This is a genomic window from Amycolatopsis sp. 195334CR, assembly GCF_017309385.1.
GTDB lineage: Bacteria > Actinomycetota > Actinomycetes > Mycobacteriales > Pseudonocardiaceae > Amycolatopsis.
In genome coordinates this window covers 193466-217178 of the sequence record NZ_JAFJMJ010000001.1, presented here as the reverse complement: position 1 = coordinate 217178, position 23713 = coordinate 193466, and the positions used below count along the sequence as shown (strand labels likewise).

Sequence of the window (23713 nt, the reverse complement as noted above, 5' to 3'; positions counted from 1 at the left end):
CCGGGAGTCCTTCGGGGTATCGGCGGATCCAGCTTTCCGCTGGGCGTGCCGGGTGAAGGTCCTCGTACTGGTCGTACTCGGGCCTTTACGCGGTGCGTCCAGCGGGAAGCTGGGCCGTCGAGACCTCGGAGGACACCCGGCGGTGACCACTAGGCTGCGAGTATGAGTCATTTCGATGTGGTGGTGCTGGGGGCGGGGCCCGGCGGATACGTCGCGGCCGTGCGCGCTGCTCAGCTCGGACTGAAGACGGCGATCGTCGAGGAGAAGTACTGGGGTGGGGTCTGCCTGAACGTGGGCTGCATCCCGTCCAAGGCGCTGTTGCGCAACGCCGAGCTGGCGCACCTGTTCCACAACGAGGCCAAGACCTTCGGCATCCAGGTCGAGGGGTCGGTGAGCTTCGACTTCGGGGTGGCGCACGACCGCAGCCGCCAGGTCGCGGAGGGGCGCGTCAAGGGCGTGCACTTCCTGATGAAGAAGAACAAGATCACCGAGTTCTCCGGCCGCGGCAGCTTCACCGACGCGAACACCCTCGAGGTGGCGCTCACCGACGGCGGTACCGAGACGATCACCTTCGGCAACGCGATCATCGCCGCGGGCGCGACCACGCGGCTGCTGCCGGGGACCGCGGTCAGCGATCGGGTGGTCACCTACGAGGAGCAGATCCTCACGCGTGAGCTGCCGGAGAGCATCATCATCGCCGGGGCCGGCGCGATCGGCGTCGAGTTCGCGTACGTGCTGCACAACTACGGGGTGCAGGTCACCATCGTGGAGTTCCTGGACCGGATGGTGCCGCTGGAGGACGCCGAGGTGTCCAAGGAGCTGGCGCGCCGGTACCGGAAGCTGGGGATCGAGGTGCTCACCTCCACCCGCGTCGAGTCGATCGACGAGTCGGGGGCGAAGGTGCGCGTGACGGTGTCCAAGGACGGCAAGGAGCAGACGCTCGAAGCCGACAAGGTGCTGCAGGCGATCGGGTTCCAGCCGCGGGTCGAGGGCTACGGCCTGGAGAACACCGGCGTGGAGCTGACCGAGCGCGGCGCCATCGCGATCGACGGCTTCTGCCGGACGAACGTGCCGAACATTTTCGCCATCGGGGACGTGACCGCGAAGCTGATGCTGGCGCACGCGGCGGAGTCCATGGGCATCATCGCCGCGGAAACCATCGGTGGTGCGGAAACCATGGAACTCGACTACACGATGATTCCGCGGGCCACGTTCTGCCAGCCGCAGATCGCTTCGTTCGGGTGGACCGAGGAGCAGGCGCGGGAAAAGGGCTTCGACGTGCAGGTGGCGAAGTTCCCGTTCACGGCGAACGGGAAGGCGCACGGGCTGGCGGATCCGGTCGGGTTCGTGAAGATCCTCAGTGACGGCACCCATGGGGAGTTGCTGGGGGCGCACATGATCGGGCCCGATGTGACGGAGTTGCTGCCCGAGTTGACTTTGGCGCAGCAGTGGGATTTGACGGTGCACGAGGTGGCGCGGAATGTGCATGCGCATCCGACGCTTTCGGAAGCGGTGAAGGAAGCTGTGCATGGGTTGGCTGGGCACATGATCAATATGTAGGTGGGGTTGTCGCCCCGATTTTTTAGTGTGACTACAGAAAAGGCCCTGATGTCAAGGCGGGAAAGATGCCTTGACATCAGGGCCTTTTCTGTGTTTTTGGCTGGGGATCGGGGGCGGGGGAGGAGTGGGCGGCCAGGTTGAGGGCTCTCTGCTCCCGTTTTGTTTTTTGGTTGGCTTAACGTCGGGGGTGTGAGGGTTTAGTGGTGTGGTTGGGGGCTTTCTGGTTGCGTTTTGTTTGTGGTTGGGTGGGTTGGTGTCGTGGGTGTGGAGGTTTAGCGGTGTGGTTGGGGCTTTTTGGTCGTGGTTGTTTGTGGTTGGGTGGGTTGACGTGGTGGGTGTGGAGGTTTAGCGGTGCGACTGTGGGCTTTCTGGTCGCGTGTGTTCGTGGTGGGTGGGTTAGCGTCGGGGGTATGAAGGTCGAGCGGGTAGAACTGCGTCGGATTGGGTTGCCGTTGGTGGGGGTGTTCCGCACCTCGTTCGGGGTGGAGCGGGATCGCGACATCTTGCTGGTGCGGGTGGAGGCCGGGGGCGTCGAGGGCTGGGGTGAGTGCGTGGCGCTGCCTCGGCCGGTGTACTCCAGTGAGTACCTCGACGGGGCCGTCGAGGTGATCCGGCGGTTCCTCCTCCCTGCGGTGCGGAGCCTGCCGCAGCACCGGGCGCATGCGGTGGAGCCGGTCTTCGCCAAGGTCAAGGGGCATCCGATGGCCAAGGCGGCGCTGCAAACCGCCCTTCTCGACGCCGAACTGCGGGCGGCGGGTACCTCGTTCGCCGGGTACCTCGGCGGGGTTCGGGAGGCGGTGCCCGCCGGGGTGTCGGTCGGGATCATGGATTCGATCGGTGAGCTGCTCGACGCCGTCGACGGCTTCGTCGAGCAGGGGTACCAGCGCATCAAGCTCAAGATCGAGCCCGGCTGGGACGTCGAGCCGGTGCGGGCGGTGCGCGAGCGGTTCGGCGACATCCTCCTCCAGGTCGACGCCAACACGGCGTACACGCTGGCCGACGCGCGGCACCTCGCGCGGCTCGACCCGTTCGATCTGCTGCTCCTCGAACAACCCCTGCCCGAGGACGACCTTCGCGGCCACGCCGAGCTGGCCCGTCGCGTGCGCACGCCGATCTGCCTCGACGAGTCCATCACCTCCGCGAAGTCGGCCGCCGACGCGATCGCGATGGGGGCGACGTCGGTGGTCAACATCAAGCCCGGCCGCGTCGGGGGTTACCTCGAAGCGCGGCGGGTGCACGACGTCTGCGCGGCGCACGGTGTGCCGGTGTGGTGCGGCGGCATGCTCGAAAGCGGGATCGGACGGGCGGCCAACGTGGCGCTCGCGGCCCTGCCGAACTTCACCCTGCCCGGCGACACCTCCGCCTCGGACCGTTACTACGCAAGGGATGTCACCGAACCGTTCGTGCTGGAGAACGGGCAGGTCCGGGTGCCGGACGGGCCCGGCATCGGCGTCCTTCCCGATCCGGACGTCCTCGCCGAGGTGACCACCAGCGTCATCCGGCTGTAGGGGAGCGGTCCACCACGTACCACCCGCCGCGGTCGAAGCCGGTGACCCGCGCGCCTTCGTCCAGCAGGCCGCCGAGCACGGTTCGCAGGGCCTGCCGCCAGGCTCGGCCCGCCACGGGATCGGCGCGCCGGAGCTCCTCGATGGACTCGGGCACGCCGACGAGCAGTCGTTCGCCGTCGGTGCTGCCTTCGAGCGGCATGCCGTCGACCTCCGACAACGCGACGACGGCACCGGCCGCGCGTTCGGCGGTGGCGTCCGCCGGGGTACCCGGTTCCGCGTGCAGGTCCCAGACGACGTGCAGCCGGTCGGACTCCTCGCCCCGGTTCACCGCGTCTTCGATGGCGCCGTAGAAGTCACGCAGGTACCCGCTGACCCCGGCGCCGAGGCGGTTCACGTTGAAATGGGCGTTGCGGCGCACGAGCGGGTCGAAGGTCCAGGTGATCCGGTCGGCACCGCGGTCGAGCGCCCACGCCCGCTGGTGCAGCTTCAGCGCCAGGCCCACCTGGCGGCCGGGCCGCGTGACGCCGGTGAAGTGGCTGTGCAGCGCGGCTTCGGCGGGCGGGTGGAAGAAGCCGACGGACGCGCCGATCAGCTCTTCGTCCTCGTACGCGCCGCCGACGTAGTTGCCGGCGAAGCTCATCGCGCGCAGCAGTTCCGGGTTGACCGGGATCTGGCCGGGCCCCGGCTGCCACACCTGGTCGAACAGCGAGCAGACACCTTCGAACTCGGTGAGTTCGGTCAGACAGGTCACCTTCACCCGTCCATGGTGCGGCATGATCGAACCGAGGTCGTCGAGGAGCTGGAGCGTGATCGGGTGAGTGAGCTGTTCCTGCGCGAGGTGCGGCTGGGGCTGGACGGACCGCTGGTCAACGTGCGGATCGAGAACGGGCGCGTGACCGCGATCGGCGACGGCGGGCCGGGTGGCGCCGAAGTCGTCGAGGGGGACGGCGGCACGCTGCTGCCCGGGCTGGTCGATTCGCACGTCCACTGCGAACAGTGGGCCAGCTCACGCCGTCGCATCCCGCTGGAGTCGGCGACCTCGGCGGCCGGGGTGGTGGACCTGCTGGTCCGGCACGGGCACCGGCCCGGCGAACTGGTGCTCGGCCACGGTTTCCGCGACGGACTGTGGCCCGACGTCCCGCACAAGGACCTGCTCGAACGCGCGCTGCCGGGGCAGGCGATCGCGTTGTTCAGCGCCGACCTGCACACGTTGTGGCTGAGCCCGGCGGCGCTGGCGCTGATCGGCCGCGAGCACCCGACCGGTGTGCTGCTGGAGAACGACTGCATGAGCGCGACCGCCGAACTGCCCTCGGCGGCCCCGGAGGTGGTCGACCGCTGGGTGCTGGAGGCGGCCGAAGCCGCGGCGGCGCTCGGGGTCACCCGGATAGCCGACTACGAGTACACCGACACGGTGGCGGCGTGGCAGCGGCGGCGGGAACTCGGGCCGCTGCCGACGCGGGTGTCCTGCGTGATCGCGCGCCATCTGCTGGACACCACGATCGCGCTGGGCAGGCGCACCGGGGACACCGACGGGCTGCTCAGCGTCGGCCCGCTCAAGGTTTTTGTGGACGGTTCGCTCAACACCCGGACGGCCTACTGCCATCACGCTTACGAGGGTGGTGATCACGGTCTGCTGGAACTGCCGTACGACGAACTCGTGGTGCTGATGCGCCGGGCCGCCGAGCACGGCATCTCCTCCGCCGTGCACGCGATCGGCGACCACGCGAACACCGTCGCGCTGGACGCCTTCGAGGCGGTCGGGGTCGGCGGCCGGATCGAGCACGCCCAGCTGGTGCGCGCCGAGGACCTGCCGCGGTTCGCGGAGCTCGGGGTGGTGGCGAGCGTGCAGCCCGCGCACCAGCCGGACGACCGCGACGTGGCCGACCGGCACTGGGCTTCGCGCACGGGCGACGCTTTTCCCTATGGCGCACTGCTTTCCGCCGGGGCCACGCTGGAATTCGGGTCGGACGCACCGGTCGCGCCGCTGGATCCGTGGGACGCGATCGCTTCGGCGGTCTCGCGCACCGATGACGAACGGCCCGCCTGGCACCCGGAACAGGCATTGTCCTTGGCGGACGCGTTGCGTGCCGCTTCCGGTGGAAGGGGAACGGTCGAGGTGGGTGATGTGGCCGATCTGGTGGTGGTCGCGGCGGATTTGCGGACCGCGGACCTCCGTTCGGTTCCGGTGACCGCGACCGTGCTCGACGGGCGCCGCACTTTCTGAAACCTTCCATTCATTGGGCCGTTCGGCTGATGACGGCGTAATTGCGACCTTGGCTACTTAGCATGGCCACATGACGCTGACTTTGATCAAGGGAACCTTTCAGATCGTCGGAGCATCGCCCGACGGTGATTCGGTGCGGTTTTACCCAACCGACGTGGACGCGTTCGTCAAGGCGGGACTGCGGGTGCGGTTGAACTCGCGCGGTGGGGCGCAGTTGCGGCTCGAAGGCATCGACGCGCTGGAAACGCATTACCAGAGCCAGGCGCCGGGAGGGGGGATGTGGCACCAGCATCCCGGACTGGCCAGAGAGGCGGCCGATGCGCTGTTGCGCCAATTGGGTTTCAGATCGGTGGAAAGGGAGGAGGACGGAACGGTCACCTCGGCGAGTCCGGAAAGCGTGCCGGGACACATCCTGACCCGGTTCGCCGACAAGTACGGGCGGCCGGTCTCATTCGCATTCCGCGGTGCCCGCGGCCGCACGAAGGACGGCAGCCAGGTGCACCTCGACGCGAAGGGAGTGGTGAATTCGGCGAATTTCGAACTGCTCGCGGCCGGGCACGCGTTCCCGACGTTCTACTCACTGCTCTACCTCGACCTGCGGCAGGCACTCGCCGACGCGGCCACCACCGCGCGCGCGGAGAAGGCGGGGATCTGGGAGCACGACGTTTCCACCGGCGGGTTCAAGCTGACCTCGCGGAAGCAGTTGCAGGAGGAGGTGGTCCTGCTGCCCAAACTGTTCCGGCGGCTGGTCGACTACCTGGCCCTGGATGAAACCGGCGGGGTCTCGCTGGCGAACTTCGGGCGCTACCTGGACACCCGGAACGACCGCCTGTTCACCACGCCGGAGGGCCAGGCGACCGAACTCGCCACCCTGGTCGAGGTGAAGCGGCAGCAACTCCGCCTCACCGTCGACCCCGAGCGCATTGTGTTCCTGGAGGCCTAAACCCGGCAGGGGGCCAGATCGGAGACCGCGAGCGAGGACTCCAGCAGGGCGCTGCCCAGTGCGGTCACCGAGTGCCGGGCGGTGCCGCCCTCCCGGTGCGTTTCGACCAGCGAAGCCTGCCGCAGGACGGTGGCGTGCTGGCTGGCGCCCGCCGCCGAGATGGCCAGCTTCTTCGCCAGTTCCGTGGTGCTCACCCCGGGCGTGGTGCAGATCGCCGCGAGCACGGTGGCCCGCGTCCGCCCGAGCAGGTTGTCCAGCGAGCGGCTGCTCGGCGGCGAGTCCCAGCCCAGCTGCCGCGCCACCGGGTACACCAGCGTCGGCGGCAGGGCGGGGTTGCGCAGGGTGACCGGCACCCGCCAGCAGAAGAAGGACGGCGCCAGCACCAGGCCACGCCCGTCCAGGTGCAACTCCTGGTCGACCGGGTAGTCGACCTCCAGCACCGGCGCCCGCCACCGGGTGGCCGGGTGCAACGTGGCCAGCAGCCGCTCCACCCCGCCCCGCAGCAAGGTCCGGCCGCGCTCGGCGGCGTCACCGCGCACGCTGGCGGTGATCGCCGACCAGTGCGGTGACAGCGTCTCGGCGAAGTACTCGCGCACGGCGTCCCCGAGCTGCCGGCGCGCGGCGGACCGGCCCGCGGCCAGGTCGGCGCTCCACGACGGCATCGGCCGGGAGGCGGCGAGCAGCCCGGTGTCCTCGGCGAGCAGTGACTTCGGGGTCCGCTCCAACTCCTCGATCCCGGCCTCCAGCTCGCCGAAACCGGCACCGGGGGTGAGGAAGTCCGCGGTGTACCCGACCGGGGGAGCGAGCGTGGCCAGGTACCGGTGCGAGCGGCCGATCCGCTCGCGCGTGCGCCGGCGCCAGCCGGAGAACAGCAGATCCGGATTGCGGTCCTGGAGCTGGTGCAGGCTGAGCACCGTCTCCCACAGCGGATCCGGACGGTCGAGCAGCTTGACCCTGGTCAGGTCGTCCGGACTGAAATGGATCTTCAACATCGGGTGCCCCCACCCCTGTGCGTGATTTTCGAACGTTCCAGCGGAGTTCTACGGGCCCGCTCTGGCAGCGCGCTGTCACGCGCTCACTGCGTGGCAGCGGCTACCATCTACCCACTTCGACGACGAGGGGAGCCGCGATGCCTGGCTTGCGCGCGCTGCCCAGGGCGGAGCCGGCGGAGGTGCTGCACGCCGCCCGGCAGATCGCCGCGGAGCTCAAGGGCGGGCTCGGCGGCCGCGGGGTGCGGAACGCCGCGCGCGGCATCCGCAGGCTGCTCGACGCCGACGCCATCGGACTGGCCGACCTGTCCGGCACCGTGGTCTGGGCCGGGCACCCGCCGGCCGGGGTGGACGCCGGCGCGCTGGTGCACAACGTGCTGCACACCGAGACCGCCAGCGGCCGCCCGCCCGCGCAGGCCCAGCCGCTCTACGCCCGCGACGACCTGGCCGGGGTGCTGGTCGTCTGCGGCAGGCCGGACCGCGCCGCGGTGCGCGAGGTGACCGGCTGGGTGGCGGACGCGCTGGAGCGCGGCAGGCTGGAGGCCTCCGCCGAGAACGCCGCCCGCGCCGAGTTGCGCGCGCTGCGGGCCGAGATCTCCCCGCACTTCGTCTACAACGCACTCACCGTGATCGCGTCACTCGTCCGGTCGGAACCGGACCGCTCCCGTGAGCTGATGCTCGACTTCGCCGACTACATCCGGTACAGCCTGGCCCGGCACGGCGAGTACACCACGCTCGCCGACGAGTTCCACGCCATCGAGACCTACCTGGCGCTGCAGCGCGCGGTGCTGGGGGAGCGGCTGACCGTGCAGGTGCGGGTGTCGCCGGAGGTGCTCGCGGTGGCGGTGCCGTACCTGGTGCTGCAGCCGGTGGTGGAGAACGCCGTCCGGCACGGGATCGAGCCGTCGCCGGGCAAGGGAGTGGTGCACGTTTCCGGCGTGGCCGAGGGGACGGACTGTGTGATCAGCGTGGAGGACGACGGGGTCGGCATGGACCCGGAGAAGGCCGAGGCCATCCTCGCCGGGCAGGGCGAGCCGGACAGCCTCGGACTCGCCAATGTGGACAAACGCCTGCGCAGCGTCTACGGCCCCTGGTACGGACTGGTGGTGGAGACCGCGAAGGGCGCCGGGACCCGCGTGGTGCTGCGGGTGCCGCGGTTCCAGCCGGGGGTGATGCCGTGAAGTCCGAGGGGTTGCGCGTGCTCGCCGTCGACGACGTGCCGCCGGCGCTGGCCGAGCTGTGCCGCCTGTTGGAGGAGGCGCCGGAGGTGGCCGCGGTCAGCGGGGCGCCGGACGCGGTGACCGCGCTGCGGATGATCCAGAGCGAGCCGTTCGACGCGGTGTTCCTGGACATCTCCATGCCGGGGCTGGACGGGCTGGAGATGGCGGGGCTGCTGGCCAAGCTGAGCGAGCCGCCGGTGATCGTGTTCGTCACCGCGCACGAGGGCCACGCGGTCGCCGCGTACGGCATCGGCGCGATCGACTACCTGCTCAAACCCGTTCGCGCGGAACGGCTTTCGGCGACGCTGGCGCGTGTGGTGAAGATGGCCGGCGGTGGTGGCGGAGCCGAACCGGCCGCGCGCCAGACCGACGCGATGGCCGCGCTGCCGGTCGAGGTCGGCGGGCGCACGCGGTACGTGCGCCGCAGCGAGGTGCAGTTCGTCGAGGCGCACGGCGACTACGTCCGGCTGCACACGCCGTCCGGGGTGCACCTGGTGCGCATCCCGATCTCGCGCATGGAGGAGTACTGGGGCGGCGCGGGTTTCGTGCGGGCGCACCGGAGCTTCCTGGTGGCGCTGTCGGCGGTCCGGGAGCTGCGCAGCGATTCGGCGGGCGGGCTGCTCGCGCACACCGATCTCGGCGACGTGCCGGTGAGCCGGCGGCACGCGCGCGAACTGCGCGAACAACTGCTCAGCGCGGCTCACCGCGGGGAGTTGGACCGGCCGGAGCGGGGAGCTTAGGGGGTGCGCACCAAGCGGGTCGCGGTCACCAGCCCGCAGACGCGGCTGGCGCACTCGCGGCGTCGCGCGCGCACGCGGTCGCCGGTGGCGAAACTGGAGGCCGCCGACGCGGGGCGCGCGATGCGGATCTACCGCGCCCAGCGGCGGATGGCGGTGACCGCGCTGGTGTTGCTGTTCACCTTCCTGCTCGGGTTGCCGCTGGGGCTGTCTTTGCTGCCGCAGTTGGGGGAGGTGCGGTTGTTCACCATTCCGCTGCCGTGGCTGGCGGTGGCGGTGCTGCCGTACCCGGTGCTGGTGGTCCTGGCGCGCTGGCAACTGCGACGGGCGGAACACGCCGAGGACCGCGAATGACCACCGCCCCGGTGCGGGCGGCTCGGACACGCGAGGCCTTCGATGATCGCCGCGTTGGTGTGCTGGCGGGCTGGGCTCCCGGGGAGCTCTCGGTGATCGCCGCGTTGGCGGCCGGGCGAGGGGACCTTCGAGGATCGCCGTGCTGGTGCTGGCGGGCGAGGCACGCGGGGGCCTGCGATGATCGCCGCGCTGAGGTACTGGCTGGTTGCGGAGGACGCTCGATGATCACCGTGCTGGTGTGTTGGCGGGGCGCGGAGGAGCCTCGATGATCGCCGCGTTGGCTGTGGCGCCGGTGGTGTTGATCACCATTCTCGTCGGGTTGCGGGCCGTCGCCGCGATGCGGACCACATCGGACTTCCTCGTCGCCTCCCGCCGGGTCTCGCCGTTGCTCAACTCCGCGGCCGTCTCCGGGGAGTACCTCTCCGCCGCCTCGTTCCTCGGCGTCGCCGGGTTGGTGGTCAAGGACGGCATCGGCTCGCTCTGGTACCCGGTCGGCTTCACCGCCGGCTACGTGGCCATGCTGGTCCTCGTCGCCGCCCCGATGCGCCGCTCCGGCGCCCTCACCGTCCCCGACTTCGCCGAGGCACGCCTGGCCTCCCCGGTGCTGCGCCGGATCGCCGCCGTGGTGGTGCTGGTGATCGGCGGCCTCTACCTCGTCCCGCAGTTCCGCACCGCCGGCCTGGTGCTCGGCGCGGTCGGCGGCACGCCCTACTGGGTGGGCGTGGTGATCGCCGGCGTCGCCGCGGCGACCACGCTGTCACTGGGCGGGATGCGCGCCGCCACCTACGTGCAGGCCTTCCAGTTCTTCCTGAAGCTCGCGCTGTTCCTGGTCCCCGCCGCCTGGCTGGTCTTCCAGGTGGGCCCGGACGTTCGCGCGCAGGCGGTGGACCCGGCGGAGTTCACCCACTTCAGCCACGACACCACCATCGAGTTCCGCGTCGGGGCCACTTTGGACTTCCGGGAACCCACCGCGGTCCGCGCGGCCGACGGCACCCCCGAGCTGATCCCGGCCGGACGGCAGGAAATCGAGGCTGGCCGGACGATCGTGTTCCCGGCCGGCGCCCCGGCGCCCTCGGTGGACAATCACGCGCCCGGCGGCCCGGGCTGGGAATTGCCCACATTGGACCTCCAGAACGCGGGTTACCCGGTGCTGAGCACCTGGGCGGTGCTGATCGCCACCATGCTCGGCACGATGGGCCTGCCCCACGTGCTGATGCGCTTCCACACCAGCATCGACGGCCGCGCGGCCAGGAAAACCGCCGCGCTGACGGTGTTGCTGCTCAGCGCCTTCTACCTCTTCCCCGGCATCTACGGCGTGCTGGGCACGGTGCTGGTGCCGCACCTCTACCTGTCCGACGCCACCGACACCGCGGTGGTGGCGCTGCCGTCGGTGGTCGACCCCGGCCCGGCTGGGGCGGTGTTCACCGTGCTGCTCACCGCCGGTGCCTTCGCCGCTTTCCTTGCCACGTCACTGGGTTTGCTGCTCGCGGTGGCCGGCGCGATCTCCCACGACCTGCTCGAAGGCGGGTTGCGGCAGATGCGGTTCACCGTGCTCGCCGCGGCCGCCGCGGTGGTGCTGCTGGCGCTGCCCGCGGTCCGGCTGGACGCGGGCGTCCTGGTCACCTGGGGCTTCACCGTGGCCGCGTCCACCTTCTGCCCCTTGCTGGTACTGGGGATCTGGTGGCCGCGGCTGACCACCACCGGGGCGATCAGCGGGGTGGTGGTCGGCCTGACCGCCTCCGCGGGCGCCATCGCCACTACGCTGTTCGGCCCAGCTTTGCCCGGCTGGCAAGCTATTCTGGTGGCGCAGCCCGCACCGTGGTCGGTGCCGCTCGCGTTCGCCACCATGGTGCTGGTGTCGTTGCGCGGCCGCCCACCCGCTTGGTCCCGCGACGCGATGCTGCGCCTGCACCTCGGTGAAGGACGCAGCCCGTACCTCAACCAGCGGCTGTTGCAGGGCCGTGATCCAGGCCACTCATCGCGGACCAACGGTCGTTCGTCAACCGTTCGTCGCATGGCCCGTCGATTCGTCCGCTGATCCTTACGCGCCGCGCGCCCGCCTCCCTAGTGTGTCGCCGCACACACCCCCCCTCGACGTGGAGGTCGACGTGAGCATCTCTGAACCCGCCGTAGGGCCACCAGGTGAGGACGTGGACTGGAAAACGATCCAGTCCGGTCCGGAGTTCCAGCAACTGCGACGGCGGCTGCGGACCTTCGTGTTCCCGATGACGGCCCTGTTCCTCGGCTGGTACCTGCTCTACGTGGTGCTGGCGGACTACGCGCACGGGTTCATGTCCACCAAGCTGGTCGGCAACATCAACGTCGGCCTGGTGCTCGGCCTGCTCCAGTTCGTCTCGACCTTCGTGATCACGGGGCTCTATGTGCGCCACGCGAATCGTCATCTCGACCCCGTTGCCGACAAGATCCGCGAAGACATCGAGGGGGACGGCAAGTGAACCTCGCACAGGGTGTCCAGGGGTCGAACCCGATCCTGAACATCAGCATCTTCGGCGCCTTCGTCGTGGTCACGCTGGTGATCGTGTTCCGCGCCTCGCGCAACACGAAGACCGCGTCGGACTACTACGCCGCGGGTCGCGCTTTCTCCGGTCCGCAGAACGGCGTCGCGATCGCCGGTGACTACCTCTCGGCGGCCTCGTTCCTCGGGATCGCGGGCGCCATCGCGGTCTACGGCTACGACGGCTTCCTCTACTCGATCGGCTTCCTTGTCGCCTGGCTGGTGGCCCTGCTGCTGGTCGCCGAACTGCTGCGCAACACCGGCAAGTTCACCATGGGCGACGTGCTGGCGTTCCGGATGAAGCAACGCCCGGTCCGCGCCGCCGCCGCGACTTCCACGATGGCGGTGAGCTTCTTCTACCTGCTCGCCCAGATGGCGGGCGCGGGCATCCTGGTCTCGCTGCTGCTGGGCATCTCGTCCGGCGTCGGCCAGGCCGTGGTGATCTCCGTGGTCGGTGTCGTGATGATCATCTACGTGCTGGTCGGCGGGATGAAGGGCACCACCTGGGTACAGATCATCAAGGCCGCGCTGCTGATCACCGGTGCCTTCGCGATGACGGTCTGGGTGCTCGCCCGCTACGGCTTCAACCTGTCCGAACTGCTGGGCAGCGCGGTCGAGCGCGTCGGTTCGGCCGGGGAGGCCGTGCTGAACCCGGGCGCCAAGTACGGCGTCTCCGAGACTTCGAAGATCGACTTCCTGTCGCTGGGCATCGCGCTGGTGCTCGGTACCGCCGGGTTGCCGCACGTGCTGATGCGGTTCTACACCGTGCCGACGGCGAAGGACGCGCGGAAGTCCGTGGTCTGGGCGATCGCGCTGATCGGCCTGTTCTACCTGTTCACCCTGGTGCTCGGCTACGGCGCCGGTGCGATCGTCGGCAAGGACGCGATCAACAAGGCACCCGGCAAGGAGAACTCGGCCGCACCACTGCTCGCGCAGGCTCTCGGTGGGCCGATCCTGCTGGGCTTCATCGCGGCGGTCGCGTTCGCGACGATCCTCGCCGTGGTCGCCGGTCTCACGATCACCGCGTCGGCGTCGTTCGCGCACGACGTGTACGCCAACGTGATCAAGAAGGGCAAGGTCTCCGACAGCAACGCCGAAGTCCGCGTCGCCCGGATCACCGCGGTGGTGATCGGCGCGGTCGCCATCGTCGGCGGCATCCTGGCCAAGGATCAGAACGTCGCGTTCCTGGTGGCGCTGGCCTTCGCGGTCGCGGCCTCGGCGAACCTGCCGACGATCCTGTACTCGCTGTTCTGGAAGCGGTTCAACACCTCCGGCGCGCTGTGGTCGATCTACGGCGGGCTCACCGTCACCGTGGTGCTGATCATCTTCTCGCCCGCGGTGTCGGGTCTGCCGAACTCGATGATCAAGGGCGTGGACTTCCACTGGTTCCCACTGCAGAACCCGGGCCTGGTGTCGATCCCGGTCTCGTTCTTCCTCGGCTGGCTGGGCACGGTCCTGTCCAAGGAACACAACGAGGACAAGTACGCGGAGATGGAGGTCCGTTCCCTCACTGGAGCGGGAGCGGAGAAGGCCGTCTCCCACTGACCCCCACCCCCGGGGTTGTGAGTGCGCAGGGTCGTCTAACGGCCCTGCGCACTCACGAGAGCGGCGGGCGGCAGGCGGTTGTGCTCGGCGGACGGCCAGTCGCGCGGGTCCGGGCCCAGCGCACGCAGCTCGGACAACTGCTTGCGGCACCAGGGCGAGATCGGCTGGCTGCCGTCCTCGATCTCACCGACCACCTGGTCCCACTCGACCCACCGGTAGGCGTCGACCTCGGCCGGGTCCGGCTCGGGCTCGCCGGTCACCTCGACCCGCCAGACCGGGCACTTCTCGTTCTCCACCACGCCGTCCATCTCCGCGCGGTACTGGAACTCCGGCAGCACCAGGTCGATGCCGGTGCTGGTCAGGCCGAGTTCCTGGGCCAGCCGCCGCACGATGCCGTCGCTCATGTCCTCGCCCGGCGCGGGGTGGCCGCAGCAGCTGTTCGTCCACACCCCGGGGAAGGTGCGCTTGCCCAGCGCCCGCCTGGTCAGCAGGAACTGGCCGCGCTCGTTGAAGGCGTAGGCGGAGAACGCCAGGTGCAACGGGGTTTCGGCGTGGTGCACGCCGGCCTTGTCGGCCACGCCGATCGCGTGTCCCTGCTCGTCGAGGAGAACCACCTGCTCAGTCATGCGTTAGACCCTAATCGGCGAACGGCGGCGGGCACCAAACCCGAAAAGCCGAATCACCCGGGGTCGCGACGGGGGTCACCTACTAGTCCCAACGCCGGTCACGCTGGGGTGGTCACCGGGCCGGGTCGAGGCCGAGCCGCGAGATCCACTGCGCCGAGGTGACCACCGCGGCGACGAGGTCGGCGACCCGCTCGTCGGAGAACCGGGTGGTCGGCCCGCCGAGCGCCAGCGCGGCGATGATGCGGCCTTCGCGGTCGACCACCGGCGCGGCGATGCCGGAGGCACCCAGTTCGCGCTCGCCGTGGCTGATCGCGTGCCCGTCCACCGCCGCCAGCCCGGCCTGCTTGCGCAGTTCGTCGGCGAACTCCTTGCCGTGCGGGGAAAGCGCGGCTACCCGATCGACCACAGTGGACTCGACGCCGATCAGCAGCACCTTGCTCGCCGCACCCGCCCACAACGGCAGCTCGTCGCCGACGCGGACCACGTGCCGGATGTGCTGCGGTCCTTCGTGCTGCGCCACGCAGACTCGGGCGGTGCTGCTGCGGACGTAGATGTTGACCGTCTCACCGCACTGCGTGGCCAGCTCGCGCATCACCTGGCGGACCGGTTCGGACAGCTGCCAGGCGGAGTGCCCGAGCTTGGCCCACCGCAGCAGGCCGGGGCCGATGGTGACCTGGCCGTCCTCGCGCGTCCACAGCAGGCCGCGTTGTTCACAGGTGGTGACCAGGCGGATGACCGTGGTCTTGGCCAGGCCGCTCGCCTCGGTCAGTTCGCGAATGCTCCACATCCGGCGGTGCTCGGTGAACAGGCCGAGCAGATCGATCGCGCGCAGCACGCTGCGCACACCGCCTTCGTCACCGTCCACGCCGCCTCCCCCTCGCGCGGCGCGACGGTACCACCTCATGGGCTACCTCGGCTCCAGTTCGACAATCACCCACGTGCCGTCCTGCTTCTCCGCGGTGATCGACAGCTGCGAGGCGGCGGCGCTGGTGGAGTTGTTGTCGGCCCTGGTGGCGGACTGGTCGAGGAACACCAGCAGCCGCGCGCGGTCGCCCTCCGCGGAGATCGACTCGACCGCGGAGGTGACCACCCGCGTGGTGAGCACCAGCTTCTGCTGCGGGGCGAGGGTGCGCACCTGGGCGAAGAGCTGGTTGTAGCTCTCCAGCGCCTTGCCGCGCAACGCGCCGGCGGCGGCCTTCTCGGTCACGTCGGTCTTGTCGTAGGAGTAGGAGAAGATCCGGTTGAGCGAGGTGGTGATGGCCGAGGTGACCTCGGCGGTGGCCCCGGTGTCGACCAGCGCGGCGTTGGATGCGGACTCGGCCGTGCGCAACGAGACCGCCTGCCAGGTGAACCAGCCGCCCAGCAGAGCCAGCACGACCGCCACCACGATCAGGTAGGTGGGCAACCGGGATGGCTTTGCTTCCTCAACCGCTGTTTCAGCTTCTTCAACCGAGGTTTCAGCAGCGTCGGGCTCGTCTGGCTCCTCGACGTCGGCGTCCGGCTCGGCTTCGGTGGTGGTCACTTCGCGTTCCTCCTCAGCCGGCACCGATGGGCACCTGGTCCATGGCGCTGACCTTCCAGCCGCCCTCGGTCCTGGTCAGCTGCGCCGAGAACCGGTTCCGCTTGGTCGAGGTCGCCGCGCCCTCCTTCGCCACGGTGATCTCCACCGACGCCAGCAGCCGCGCCGTGCCCGCGTGGTCGTCGAGCGAGTTGACCGCCGCGTCCAGCACCTTGCCGGTGGCCACCGTCCCGCCCTCGCGCAGCGACTTCTTCGTCGCGTCGTCGGTGCGCGCCAGTTCCTCGTGCAGCTTCCCGGTGGACACCTCCAGCCAGCGCGAGATGCCCTCGTCCACGCGGTGGTGGTCCAGGCTGTTCAACTCGGCGATCTGCGTCCGTCCCGCGGCGAGCGCGTCGTCGCGGGACTGGGCGTAGGACAGGTCGTCGTCCACCGCGGCGCTCACCCACAGGTAGCCGGACGCCCCGGCGAACACCACCGCGGCCACCACCCCGCCGATCGCGAGCCTCAGTTCGGCAGCCACAGCAAGCCCTTCATGTCGGTGGAAACCTGCGGCAGCGACGGCACACCCAGCACACCCGAACCCGGGATCGCGATCGGCGGCACCCCGCCCTTCGGCGCGTGCTGCGAACCCCGCACCGAACTCTCCGACCCCTTCGGCAGCGTGCACGCGGCCTCGGTGTTCATCGGCGACGGCGACAGGTCCGTCGGCGGCCGCCGGGTGGTGTCGTCGTAACCCTGCGTGCACGGCGGCGGTTCGACGAACTGGTCCCCGAGGATCGACAGCCGGGCCCCGTCCAGGTCGATCGAGGTCGAGGTCGCCGCCACCGCCTGCGGGATGGAGGCGAACAGGTGCTCCATGCCCGCGGTCCTGGTGGCGAACAGGTCCGTGGTGGTCAGCAGGTTCGCCAGCAGGATGGACAGTGACGGGTTGGTGTCCTCCAGCAGCGCGCTGATCTGTGTGGCCGCCTGCGGCGCGGTGCTGATCAGCCCGCGCAGGTCACCGTCGGCGCTGGCCAGTTCGGCGGCGAAGAGCTTGGCGTTGCCGGAGAACGACTTCCACGCGTCCGTCGAGTCGAGCTGCGTCTGCAGCACGGTGGTGCCGTCGGTGATCAGCTCCCGCGTCTGCGGCAGGTGCTCCGCGGCGGTGGTGGTGAACGCCGCCGACGAGTCCAGCAGCACCTGCAGGTCCGGCCCGGCGCCGTGGAAGGCGTCGTAGAACTCGTCGACCACCGTGCGCAGCGCGTCCGTCGGCACCGAGGCGTTGAGCGAACTGAGGTTGCCCAGCAGGTCCTGCACCGGCAGCGGCACCTTCGTCGACTCCATCGGGATCGACGAGCCCTCCTCGAGGTACGGCCCGTCCCCGGTGCGCGGCTGCAGGTCGACGTACTGCTCACCGACCGCCGACCGGTTGCTCACCACCGCCGCCGAGTTCACCGGGATCGGCGGCGCCGACCCGTCGATGCGCAGGTCCACCTCCATGCCCTCGTCGGTCAGCCGCAGTTCACCGACCCGGCCGACGGCCACCCCGCGGTAGGTCACCTCGCCGTTGGTGAACACCCCGCCGCCGTCGGCGAGCCGCAGCGACACCACGTACCCGCTGCCGCCGAAGAGCTGGCCCAGCCCGGCGTACTTGCCGCCGATGAAGGCGACCGCGGACAGCGCCACCACCACGAACGCCAGCACCTGCACCCGGACCCTGGTGGTCAGCATCAGTTGCCTCCGAGCGATTTCACGTCCCCGCTCGGGGGCAGCGGCAGCACCGGGCGGTCCGGCAGTTCCACGCCCTCCCCGGGCGCGATCTCCACGAACACGTTCATGTAGTCGCCCTTCACCGCGTCCAGCACCGGATCGGTGAACGGGAAGGTGGGCAGGATCTCCAGCGAGTTCGGCAGGTCCTGGCCGGCGTCGGCGAGCTGCGCCAGGATCGGCGCCAGCGCCTTGAGGTCGGCGACCATGTCGTCCTTGCTGCGGTTGATCGTGTCGATCGCCACGGTGGACAGCTCGTCGAGCGAGCGCAGCATGGTGACCAGCGACTTCCGCTGCTCGGCCAGGGTGGCCAGGCCCGGGGTCAGGTTCGACAGCGCGCCGTCGATCTGCTCGTCGCGGTCGGCCAGCGTGGCCGAGAGCTGGTTCAGCCCGTCCAGCGCGGCGGTGATGTCCCCGGAGTGCGCGTCCAGGTTCGTCACCAGTTCGTCCACTGTGGACAGGAAGTTCCTGATCTCCGGCTCGTTGCCGTCGAGCACCTTGGTCAGTTCCTGGTTGATGGTCTGCAGCTGGCTGATCCCGCCGCCGTTGAGCAGCAGCGACAGCGCACCGAAGACCTCCTCGAACTCGGGGTTCCGGTTGGTCCGGTCCACCCCGATCACCGCGCCGTCGGCCAGCGCGCCCTCGGCCCGTTCCGGCACCGCCAGCTCGACGAACTTCTCGCCGAGCAGGCTCGACTGGCGCAGCCGGGCCAGGCTGTTGCCGGGCAGGGCCACGTCGCCGTTCACCGCGACCACCGCCTCGGCGGTCCAGCCGTCCTCGCCGAGCCGGATCGTCTCCACCCGGCCGACCGGCACGTCGTTCACCTTCACCGCGGCCTGCGGCACCAGGTCCAGCACGTCGGCGAACTGCACGGTGATCCGGTACGGGTGGTCGCCGAGATCGGCGCCACCGGGCAGCGGCAGGTCGTAGACCCCCTTGAACCCGTCCCCCGAGCACGCCGTGAGCAGCAGGCAGCCCGCCAGCGCGGCGCCCAGCAGTGGTCGCCTCATCCGGCACCTCCTGGCACATAGACCGGACCGGACGCGGGCAGTGGCAGGCTCGGCGCGGAGGCCGGCATCGACGCCCCGTCGGGCAGCGCCTCCATGCCCGGCGGCACCGGCACCTGGAACGCGGGCAGGAACTCGAGCAGGTTCGCCCGGCCCTGCAGGGTGCCCGACTCGGGGTCGAAGGCACCGAGCAGGTTGCTCGCCGCCAGCGGCAGCGTGTCCAGCGTCTCGGCCAGCGACGCCCGCTGGTCCACCAGCACCTGCGTGGTCTGGCTCAGCTTGTCCACATTGGACTTGATGGCGGCGCGGTTGTCGCGGATGAACGCCTGCACCTCACCGAGCGCCGAGCCCAGCGAGGTGAGCGCGCCGGACAGCTCCTCGCGATCGGCCGACAGCGTCTGCCACACCTTCGCCAGCTGCGAGTTCACCGTCTCCACGTCGTTGTCGTTGGCCGCCAGCATGTCGGTGAACTTGCCCAGCTCGTCCAGCGTGCCGAACAGGTCGTCCTTCGAATCGGACAGCGTGCGCGCCAGGTCGGCGAAGTTGCGGATGTTCTCGTTGATCGCCTTGCCGTTGCCGTCCAGGTTCGCCGCGCCCGTCTCGAGCAGCTGCGACAGCGCGCCGTCGGAGTTCGCGCCCTTCGGCCCGAGCGAGGTGGCCAGGTCGTTCAGGCTGGCGTACAGCTCGTCCAGCTCCACCGGGGTGCCGGTCCGCTCGACCCCGATCACCGTGCCGTCGGTCAGCCTGGCCTCGCCCCTGCGGGCCACCGTGGAGAACTGCACGTACCTGTCCGAGACCACGCTCGGTGCCACCACCAGCGCCTTGGTCGCCGCCGCGACGGGGGCCTGCCCGTCCACGCTGAGCGTGACCTCGACGTGCTCACCGACCGGGGTCACCGTTTCCACCTGGCCGATCCGCACGCCGAGCAGGCGCACGTCGGAGCCGGTGTACACGCCGACCGCGCGCGGGAAGAGCGCGGTGATCCGCTTGCTGCCGTCACCGGAGAAGATCCACCAGATCCCGCCCGCCACCACCAGTGCGGCCACGATCAGCACGGTGGCGATCCGGGTGGCCCGCAGGCCCGCTCTCGTGCTGGTCATTTCCCGCCCCCGTCCACCGGGAGCGGCGGGATGCACGGCTCGCGGTTCTCCGGGACCAGCTCGCAGACGTAGTTGTCCACCCAGCGGCCGTTGCCCATGGTGTTGTTCACCATCCGGAAGTAGGGACCGGCGATCTCCAGGCTGGCGTCGATGTTCTCGGTGTGCCGCTGCAGCACCCCGGTCACCTGGTCCAGCTTCTCCAGCACGCCCGACAGCTGCTGCTGGTTGTCCTTGACCAGCCCCGAGAGCTGCTTCCCGAGTTCCTGCGCGCCGACCAGCAGCTGGTGGATCGACTCGCGGCGGTTGTCCAGCTCGGCGAGCAGCAGGTTGCCGTCGTCGATCAGCGTCTGGAACTCCTCACCGGACTCGGCCAGCGAGTTCGCCACCGACCGCGCGTTGCGCAGCAGTTCGGCCAGCTCCTCGTCCCGCGACGACACCGTCTTCGACAGCGAGGTGAGCCCGTCGAGCGCGGTCCGGACGTGGCTGGGGGAGTCCTTGAAGGTCTCCGACAGGGTCCGGAAGCTGGTCGCCAGCTGGTTCGTGTCGATCGCGTCGACGGTGTTCGCCAGCCCGTTGAACGCGTCGGTCACGTCGTACGGCGTGACCGTGCGGTCGCGGCCGATCGGCGTCTCCGGGTCCTGCTCGCCGTCGCCGATCGGGTAGAGCGAGAGGAACTTCCGGCCGAGCAGGGTCTTGATCCTGATCCCGGCCGAGGTCTGGTTGCCGATCCAGGTGTCCTCCACCCGGAAGCTGACCACCACGTGGTCCTCGGCCAGGCCCACCTCGGTGACCTCGCCGACCTTGATGCCCGCCACCCGCACCTCGTCGTTCTCCTGCAGCCCGGCGGCCTCGCCGAACTCGGCCTGGTAGGTGGTGCCGCCGCCGACGATCGGCAGCTCCTCGTAGTAGAAGGTGGCCGCGGTGATCGCGGCGATCGCCAGCGAACCGGCGATGCCGAGGGTGAACGGGTTGCGCTCGCGGAAGGAGGTCATCACTGGCACCTCGCTTCGCCGGACTGGTAGCCGATCGGCTCGGGCGCGGTCAGCGTCGCCTCGCACAGGTAGAAGTTGAGCCACGAGCCGTAGGTGCCGAGGCGGCCGACCGCGTCCAGCTTCTTCGGCAGCAGCTCGAAGAACTGGTCCAGGTCGTCCTCCTGCGCGGCGAGGTTGCCGGAGACGCTGCCGAGTTCGGCGATGGTCTCCTTCAGCGGCGGCCTGGCCAGCTCGAACAGCCCGGCGGTGGCGTCGGACAGGTCCGCCACGCCCTGCACCGCCTCCCCGATCGCGGTCCGGTCCTCGGCCAGCCCGGAGACCAGCTGCTGCAGCGTGCCGACCACCTCGGAGAGCCGGTCGCCCTTGCTGTTGATCGTCTTGAGCACCGAGTTCAGGTTCGTGATCACCTGCCCGATCACCTGGTCGCGGCCGGCCAGCGTGGTGGTCAGCGCGCCGGTGTGCATGAGCAGGCTCTCCACCGTGCTGCCCTCGCCCTGCAGCACCTGCACGATCTCGCCGGAGAGCTGGTTCACGTCGGTCGGCGACAGCGCCTGGAACAGCGGTTTGAACCCGTTGAACAGGTCGGTCAGGTCCAGGGCCGGCGTGGTGCGCTCCAGCGGGATCTCGTCGCCGGGCACCATCGGCTCGGCCCCGGGCAGCTTCCCGCGTTCGAGTGCGATGTACCGCTGGCCGACCATGTTGCGGTACTTGATGGTGGCCCGCAGGTCCGAGGGCAGCTTGCGGCCGCGGTCCACGGAGAACTTCACCTGCGCGATGTGCTGGTCGACCACCTTCAGTTCCTCGACCTGGCCGACCCGCACCCCGGAGATCCGGATGTCGTCACCGGCGTTGAGCGCGGTCACGTCGGTGAACCGCGCGCTGTAGTGGTCGCCCTCGCCGACGCCGGTGTTGGCGATGGACAGCGCGAGCAGGGTGGTGGCCAGCGTGGTCACCAGGATGAACAGCAGGCCCTTGACCAGCGGCGCGCCGAAGTTCCTCATCGGATGCTCACCTCCGTGCCCCGGTAGAGCGGGCCGACCAGCACGCTGCTCCACGGCGCCACCTCACCGGGTGCGACGCCGATCTCCGGCGCTACCAGCGTCGAGATCAGTTCCCGTTCCTGCGGGGAGTTCGGCAGGCCCAGCTCGCCGGTGCCGCCGGGCAGCAGCGGGTGCGCCTGGCTGCCGGTCGGCGCCGCGGTGGTCCCGGTCGTCGGCGCCACCCCGCTCGGATAGCACTTCGGGCCGCCGCCGGCGCTGAAAACCGGATCGTCCACGCCCGGCAGGTAGGCCCCGCGGGAGTGGGTCACCGAGGCGTCCAGGTGCAGCCCGGGCTGGTCGGTCCCGGCCCCGAGCGCCTTGTCCATGGCCGGCTTGAGGTCGGTCATCGCCTTGAGCGTGCAGGGGAAGCTGGGGGAGTACGCCGCGGCGAGTTCGAGCGACTCGCGGCTGTCGACGGCGAGCCGGATGATGTTTTCCTTGTTGTTCCGCAGGAACGTGGTCACGTCCTGCGAGGAGTCGGTGACCTGGGCGTAGAGCGAGCCGAGGTCCTGCTTCTTCTCCGCGACCGTCTGCAGGGTCACCGCGCTGTCGGTGAGCGAGTCGAGCAGGTCGGGCGCGATGTCGCCGTAGAGCTGGCTGACCCCGGCCAGGTCGCGGATGTTCTCGTTCAGCTCCGGCAGGCTCGGGTTGAACCGGTCCAGGTAGTCGGCCGCGGTCACCAGCGTGTTGCCGAGCTGCTCACCGCGGTCGCGCAGGGCGGTGGACACCGCGGTCAGCGTGGTGGACAGCTTCTGCGGCTGCACCGCCTTGAGCACCGGCAGGAGGTCGTCGTAGACCTTCTCCAGTTCGATCGCGTTGGCCGAGCGGTCCTGACTGATCACGTCGCCCTCGGTGAGCTGCGGTCCTCGGGGTTCGGGGATGGACAGCTGCACGTACCGCTCGCCGAACAGCGTCTTCGGGATGAGCAGCGCGGAGACGTTCTTCGGCAGCTTCGCCGACTTGTCCGGGTCCAGTGCGAGCGTGATCTCCGCTCCGCTCGCACTGGACCGGATCTCACGCACCTCACCGACGACCACCCCGCGTGCCTTGACCTCCGAGGCGACGTGGAGCTGGTTCCCCACCCGGTCGGTCTTCAGGGTGACCGACACCGAGGAGACGAACTCCTTGCGGTAGATGGCGACCGACAGCGAGACGAACGCGAGCATGGCGGCCAGGAAGAACACCCCGGCCGTGCGCCGGACGTACTTCTGCCTGCGTTCCTTCCTCATCCGGCCACCTTCACCGTCGTGGTGGCGCCCCAGATGGCGAGGCTGAGGAAGAAGTCGAGCAGGCTCACCGCGACGATCGCGGTCCGCACCGCGCGGCCGACGGCCACGCCCACCCCGGCCGGGCCGCCGGTCGCGCGGTAGCCGTAGTAGCAGTGCGAGAGCACCACGATGATGCTGAACACCAGCACCTTGAGGAACGACCAGAGCACGTCGATCGGCGGGAGGAACAGCTGGAAGTAGTGGTCGTAGGTGCCCGCCGACTGGCCGAAGAACCAGATGGTCACCTGCCGCGAGGCCACGTACGAGGTGAGCAGGCCGATCGCGTAGAGCGGGATGATCGCCAGGAACCCGGCCACGATCCGGGTGGCCACCAGGTACGGGATGCTCGGCACGCCCATCACCTCGAGCGCGTCGATCTCCTCGGAGATCCGCATCGCGCCGAGCTGCGCGGTGAACCCGCAGCCGACCGTCGCGGAGAGCGCGATGCCCGCCACCAGCGGGGCGATCTCGCGGGTGTTGAAGTAGGCGGAGATGAACCCGGCGAAGGCCGAGGTGCCCACCTGGTTCAGCGCGGAGTAGCCCTGGATGCCGACCACCGCGCCGGTGAACACGGTCATCCCGATCATCACGCCGATGGTGCCGCCGATCACCGCCAGCGCCCCGCTGCCGAAGCTGACCTCGGCCAGCAGGCGGACGATCTCCTTGCTGTAGCGGAAGATCGCCCGCGGTGTCCAGGCCAGCGCCTTGAGGTAGAACAGCACCTGGTCGCCCAGGGTGTCCAGGAAGCCGAACCGGCGGTCGATCGCCCGCCCGGCGCGCCGGACCCGGTTGTCCGGCGGGAAGGTCGTCTCGGTCACCA

23 protein-coding genes are annotated in these 23713 nt (G+C 69.9%); 10 read left to right on the top strand and 13 right to left on the bottom strand.

The features are described from left to right. Window positions 1-162: 162 nt before the first annotated feature. Window positions 163-1560, top strand: a complete 1398-nt coding sequence (gene lpdA / locus JYK18_RS01045) for a dihydrolipoyl dehydrogenase (RefSeq protein ID WP_206799378.1) — start codon at window positions 163-165, stop codon at window positions 1558-1560. A gap of 410 nt (window positions 1561-1970) precedes the next feature. After that, a complete protein-coding gene (gene menC / locus JYK18_RS01040) occupies window positions 1971-3068 on the top strand; it encodes an o-succinylbenzoate synthase (protein WP_206799375.1) in 1098 nt (365 codons plus the stop codon). Here the strand turns inward: menC and JYK18_RS01035 are convergent. After that, complete coding sequence (locus JYK18_RS01035; RefSeq protein WP_307795743.1) at window positions 3055-3825, bottom strand: GNAT family N-acetyltransferase; 771 nt, start codon at window positions 3823-3825, stop codon at window positions 3055-3057. The two genes, menC and JYK18_RS01035, sit on opposite strands and share 14 nt — an antisense overlap. A gap of 57 nt (window positions 3826-3882) precedes the next feature. On the opposite strand from JYK18_RS01035, the gene JYK18_RS01030 reads away from it, so the two are divergent. Both JYK18_RS01030 and JYK18_RS01025 read left to right on the top strand, forming a co-directional pair. Continuing rightward, the gene (locus JYK18_RS01030) at window positions 3883-5292 is read left to right on the top strand and encodes an amidohydrolase (RefSeq protein ID WP_206799364.1); all 1410 of its coding nucleotides are present in this window, start codon (window positions 3883-3885) and stop codon (window positions 5290-5292) included. Between the two features lie 133 nt (window positions 5293-5425). After that, window positions 5426-6235 carry a nuclease gene (locus JYK18_RS01025; RefSeq protein ID WP_307795742.1) on the top strand — a complete coding sequence of 270 codons (810 nt, stop codon included), beginning with the start codon at window positions 5426-5428 and terminating at the stop codon, window positions 6233-6235. On the opposite strand, the gene JYK18_RS01020 is transcribed toward JYK18_RS01025, so the two are convergent. Continuing rightward, window positions 6232-7227, bottom strand: coding sequence for a MarR family transcriptional regulator (locus tag JYK18_RS01020; RefSeq protein ID WP_206799359.1), 996 nt, complete (start codon window positions 7225-7227; stop codon window positions 6232-6234). The two genes, JYK18_RS01025 and JYK18_RS01020, sit on opposite strands and share 4 nt — an antisense overlap. 137 nt (window positions 7228-7364) lie before the next feature. Between JYK18_RS01020 and JYK18_RS01015 the strand changes: the two genes are divergently transcribed. From JYK18_RS01015 to JYK18_RS00990, 6 genes are all read left to right on the top strand, one after another. Further along, a complete protein-coding gene (locus tag JYK18_RS01015; protein ID WP_206799357.1) occupies window positions 7365-8405 on the top strand; it encodes a sensor histidine kinase in 1041 nt (346 codons plus the stop codon). Further along, window positions 8402-9184: a LytTR family DNA-binding domain-containing protein gene (locus JYK18_RS01010; protein WP_206799355.1), complete on the top strand. Its 783-nt coding sequence runs from the start codon at window positions 8402-8404 to the stop codon at window positions 9182-9184. The genes JYK18_RS01015 and JYK18_RS01010 overlap by 4 nt, the downstream gene beginning before the upstream one ends. A gap of 3 nt (window positions 9185-9187) precedes the next feature. Next, window positions 9188-9535 carry a hypothetical protein gene (locus JYK18_RS01005; RefSeq protein WP_206799353.1) on the top strand — a complete coding sequence of 116 codons (348 nt, stop codon included), beginning with the start codon at window positions 9188-9190 and terminating at the stop codon, window positions 9533-9535. Window positions 9536-9800: 265 nt separating this feature from the next. Further along, entirely contained in the window at window positions 9801-11573 is a 1773-nt protein-coding gene (locus JYK18_RS01000; RefSeq protein WP_206799351.1) for a cation acetate symporter, read from the top strand. 70 nt (window positions 11574-11643) lie between these two features. Further along, window positions 11644-11991 carry a DUF485 domain-containing protein gene (locus JYK18_RS00995; RefSeq protein WP_206799348.1) on the top strand — a complete coding sequence of 116 codons (348 nt, stop codon included), beginning with the start codon at window positions 11644-11646 and terminating at the stop codon, window positions 11989-11991. Continuing rightward, a complete protein-coding gene (locus JYK18_RS00990; RefSeq protein ID WP_206799346.1) occupies window positions 11988-13595 on the top strand; it encodes a cation acetate symporter in 1608 nt (535 codons plus the stop codon). Before JYK18_RS00995 ends, JYK18_RS00990 begins: the two co-directional genes overlap by 4 nt. A 35-nt stretch (window positions 13596-13630) precedes the next feature. Here JYK18_RS00990 and idi read toward each other — a convergent pair whose 3' ends face one another. The 11 genes from idi to JYK18_RS00935 form a co-directional block, all read right to left on the bottom strand. Then, window positions 13631-14221: an isopentenyl-diphosphate Delta-isomerase gene (gene idi / locus JYK18_RS00985; RefSeq protein ID WP_206799336.1), complete on the bottom strand. Its 591-nt coding sequence runs from the start codon at window positions 14219-14221 to the stop codon at window positions 13631-13633. A 112-nt stretch (window positions 14222-14333) separates the two neighbouring features. After that, window positions 14334-15086, bottom strand: a complete 753-nt coding sequence (locus JYK18_RS00980) for an IclR family transcriptional regulator (RefSeq protein WP_206799334.1) — start codon at window positions 15084-15086, stop codon at window positions 14334-14336. Between the two features lie 42 nt (window positions 15087-15128). After that, window positions 15129-15626, bottom strand: a complete 498-nt coding sequence (locus JYK18_RS00975) for a hypothetical protein (protein WP_242578894.1) — start codon at window positions 15624-15626, stop codon at window positions 15129-15131. 130 nt (window positions 15627-15756) lie between these two features. Continuing rightward, window positions 15757-16260 (bottom strand): hypothetical protein, encoded by a 504-nt coding sequence (locus tag JYK18_RS00970; RefSeq protein WP_206799329.1) that lies wholly within the window; start codon window positions 16258-16260, stop codon window positions 15757-15759. Next, window positions 16245-17450, bottom strand: a complete 1206-nt coding sequence (locus tag JYK18_RS00965; RefSeq protein WP_206799327.1) for an MCE family protein — start codon at window positions 17448-17450, stop codon at window positions 16245-16247. The genes JYK18_RS00970 and JYK18_RS00965 overlap by 16 nt, the downstream gene beginning before the upstream one ends. Continuing rightward, window positions 17450-18496, bottom strand: coding sequence for an MCE family protein (locus tag JYK18_RS00960; RefSeq protein WP_206799325.1), 1047 nt, complete (start codon window positions 18494-18496; stop codon window positions 17450-17452). Before JYK18_RS00960 ends, JYK18_RS00965 begins: the two co-directional genes overlap by 1 nt. After that, on the bottom strand, window positions 18493-19593 hold the full coding sequence (locus JYK18_RS00955; RefSeq protein ID WP_206799323.1) for an MCE family protein: 1101 nt from the start codon (window positions 19591-19593) through the stop codon (window positions 18493-18495). The genes JYK18_RS00960 and JYK18_RS00955 overlap by 4 nt, the downstream gene beginning before the upstream one ends. After that, on the bottom strand, window positions 19590-20585 hold the full coding sequence (locus JYK18_RS00950; protein ID WP_206799321.1) for an MCE family protein: 996 nt from the start codon (window positions 20583-20585) through the stop codon (window positions 19590-19592). The genes JYK18_RS00955 and JYK18_RS00950 overlap by 4 nt, the downstream gene beginning before the upstream one ends. After that, window positions 20585-21586: an MCE family protein gene (locus tag JYK18_RS00945; protein ID WP_206799319.1), complete on the bottom strand. Its 1002-nt coding sequence runs from the start codon at window positions 21584-21586 to the stop codon at window positions 20585-20587. The genes JYK18_RS00950 and JYK18_RS00945 overlap by 1 nt, the downstream gene beginning before the upstream one ends. Next, on the bottom strand, window positions 21583-22854 hold the full coding sequence (locus JYK18_RS00940) for an MCE family protein (protein ID WP_206799316.1): 1272 nt from the start codon (window positions 22852-22854) through the stop codon (window positions 21583-21585). Before JYK18_RS00940 ends, JYK18_RS00945 begins: the two co-directional genes overlap by 4 nt. Continuing rightward, window positions 22851-23711 carry an ABC transporter permease gene (locus tag JYK18_RS00935; RefSeq protein ID WP_206799314.1) on the bottom strand — a complete coding sequence of 287 codons (861 nt, stop codon included), beginning with the start codon at window positions 23709-23711 and terminating at the stop codon, window positions 22851-22853. The genes JYK18_RS00940 and JYK18_RS00935 overlap by 4 nt, the downstream gene beginning before the upstream one ends. Window positions 23712-23713 lie beyond the last annotated feature (2 nt).

What these genes read in the sequence shown, in the direction of transcription:
- lpdA (WP_206799378.1), top strand. Translation starts at nt 163, where the DNA reads ATGAGTCATTTCGATGTGGTGGTGCTGGGGGCGGGGCCCGGCGGATAC.
- menC (WP_206799375.1), top strand. Translation starts at nt 1,971, where the DNA reads ATGAAGGTCGAGCGGGTAGAACTGCGTCGGATTGGGTTGCCGTTGGTG.
- JYK18_RS01020 (WP_206799359.1), bottom strand. Translation starts at nt 7,227, where the DNA reads ATGTTGAAGATCCATTTCAGTCCGGACGACCTGACCAGGGTCAAGCTG.
- JYK18_RS01015 (WP_206799357.1), top strand. Translation starts at nt 7,365, where the DNA reads ATGCCTGGCTTGCGCGCGCTGCCCAGGGCGGAGCCGGCGGAGGTGCTG.
- JYK18_RS01000 (WP_206799351.1), top strand. Translation starts at nt 9,801, where the DNA reads ATGATCGCCGCGTTGGCTGTGGCGCCGGTGGTGTTGATCACCATTCTC.
- idi (WP_206799336.1), bottom strand. Translation starts at nt 14,221, where the DNA reads ATGACTGAGCAGGTGGTTCTCCTCGACGAGCAGGGACACGCGATCGGC.
- JYK18_RS00965 (WP_206799327.1), bottom strand. Translation starts at nt 17,450, where the DNA reads ATGCTGACCACCAGGGTCCGGGTGCAGGTGCTGGCGTTCGTGGTGGTG.
- JYK18_RS00960 (WP_206799325.1), bottom strand. Translation starts at nt 18,496, where the DNA reads ATGAGGCGACCACTGCTGGGCGCCGCGCTGGCGGGCTGCCTGCTGCTC.
- JYK18_RS00955 (WP_206799323.1), bottom strand. Translation starts at nt 19,593, where the DNA reads ATGACCAGCACGAGAGCGGGCCTGCGGGCCACCCGGATCGCCACCGTG.
- JYK18_RS00950 (WP_206799321.1), bottom strand. Translation starts at nt 20,585, where the DNA reads ATGACCTCCTTCCGCGAGCGCAACCCGTTCACCCTCGGCATCGCCGGT.
- JYK18_RS00945 (WP_206799319.1), bottom strand. Translation starts at nt 21,586, where the DNA reads ATGAGGAACTTCGGCGCGCCGCTGGTCAAGGGCCTGCTGTTCATCCTG.
- JYK18_RS00940 (WP_206799316.1), bottom strand. Translation starts at nt 22,854, where the DNA reads ATGAGGAAGGAACGCAGGCAGAAGTACGTCCGGCGCACGGCCGGGGTG.